The following is a 1,548-nucleotide window of genomic DNA, read 5'->3' on the forward strand; positions in this document are numbered from 1 at the left end:
TTACATCTCCTCCTCTGCACAAACTTCTTCATTTACGTACAACTGACGCTCTTTCAGGTACTGAATCAATTCTGGTTCTGTTACGTCTGCCACGAAGTCCGACCACGACAATTTCGCAATGCTGTCATCGGTGTTGTACATTGCAACGTCACAGATACGATTGACCAGCTGAATGGTTGCAATGAACGTGTTGTACTTCAAAGTGCCTCTGAAAAGTCTGAACTCCACAGTGTGATAGTTGCAAAGGTTTACTGCGGCATACCGACCGTTGCCGCCCTTTTTTGCCTTGTCCATGATTGCTTTCGGGGTATGTTCATAGCCGTATCTTGCCGCCCAGCGGTTCATGGTGTATTCCGAACGGCGGCTGAACTTCAAAAGCTCGTTCCAGTGATGCTCCACAAAATACAGGATTCTGGAGATCACCTCGTCTTGCCCCTCTTGGCTATCGGAAAAAGCGTTTCGGTTCACATGAAGATGCAGACCGCAGGTTGAAGTCTGGTGCGAGCGGTAGCCTTGACGAACGGCACGATGCATGATATCTTCCCATGGAAACTCGTTGATGTGATAGTTCATAGTGCAGGGGTGCGAAACCAATTCCATGCCATCGTCCAGCGAGCCGTCTGTCTTGATGTAGAGCAACTCTGCACGGGCGTTTGCAATGTCCAGCAGTTCTTCCGCAAAGTCATCATCTCTGCCTGCTCCGTCAATCTCCAGTTCAATGCCAAAATAACGGTTACCTTCACCGTAGAAAATGGGGTTCGGCTTGTAGCCGTATTCGTGAATCAGGTTGCTTTCTTCACGTTCGTCCTCGTAGCAGTCACGGCAGTATGTCTCGCCGTCCAGATAATAGGCATCATCCTCATGTAAGAGAGCATCGCAGCAGCTGCATCGAGTGTAATTGTGGTGATAGCAATGGCTGCACAGCGTAATATCATTATCACCATAGACATCCTCGTCCCAGATGCGTTCCCCGCAGCATTCGCAGGTGGTAGTGTGGTTTTCCAGGCAGTCAGAACAAATGATCTGCCCATTCCATTCCGTGTAATCATCATCGTCAATGACACAGCCGCAGCACTCACAATACAAGGTTTCTTCGGTTGTTTTTACTTCTTCGCTCATTTGAAATTCCTCCGTAAAATGAAAATAGCCCTACCGATTTTCTTCGGTAGGGCTTTGTGTTGGGGTTTAATATTCTTCTGCTAAGAGCATGGTCGAGTGGTCGATGTCGTCAATGACATAGACCTTTTGATTGACTGGATTGGCAAGGTCAATCGTATATTCCTTGCTGTACTCCGGCTGTTCGGAAAAGTGGCGGATGTGCTGTTTTCCATTGGATACATCAAGCTTGAATACCTGGAAATAGTCCCGTTCTTCTGGCAACTGGTCAATGCAGTTCCATAGGAATAGTTGTAACTCCACTGGTATTTCTACCTGCACACCTCTGGTCAAAAATCGCTTGTTCTGGAACATTCGGATACCTCCTTTCGCTGGTTTGTTATGTCCCTATGTTCCGCCCGAAGGCGGTTTTTCTATGCGGTCGACATGATC

Annotated in this window: 2 protein-coding genes; both read right to left on the bottom strand. The window is 47.7% G+C overall.

Annotation, left to right across the window (positions count from 1 at the left end; translation table 11 throughout):
• Positions 1-1,119: an amidoligase family protein gene (locus DXB92_RS13125; protein WP_117734218.1), complete on the bottom strand. Its 1,119-nt coding sequence runs from the start codon at positions 1,117-1,119 to the stop codon at positions 1-3.
• 66 nt (positions 1,120-1,185) lie between these two features.
• A complete protein-coding gene (locus DXB92_RS13130; protein ID WP_117734219.1) occupies positions 1,186-1,470 on the bottom strand; it encodes a DUF960 domain-containing protein in 285 nt (94 codons plus the stop codon).
• Between the last annotated feature and the right edge of the window lie 78 nt (positions 1,471-1,548).

It is taken from the genome of Ruminococcus sp. OM06-36AC (assembly GCF_003438725.1).
Lineage (GTDB): Bacteria > Bacillota > Clostridia > Oscillospirales > Ruminococcaceae > Ruminococcus_C > Ruminococcus_C callidus.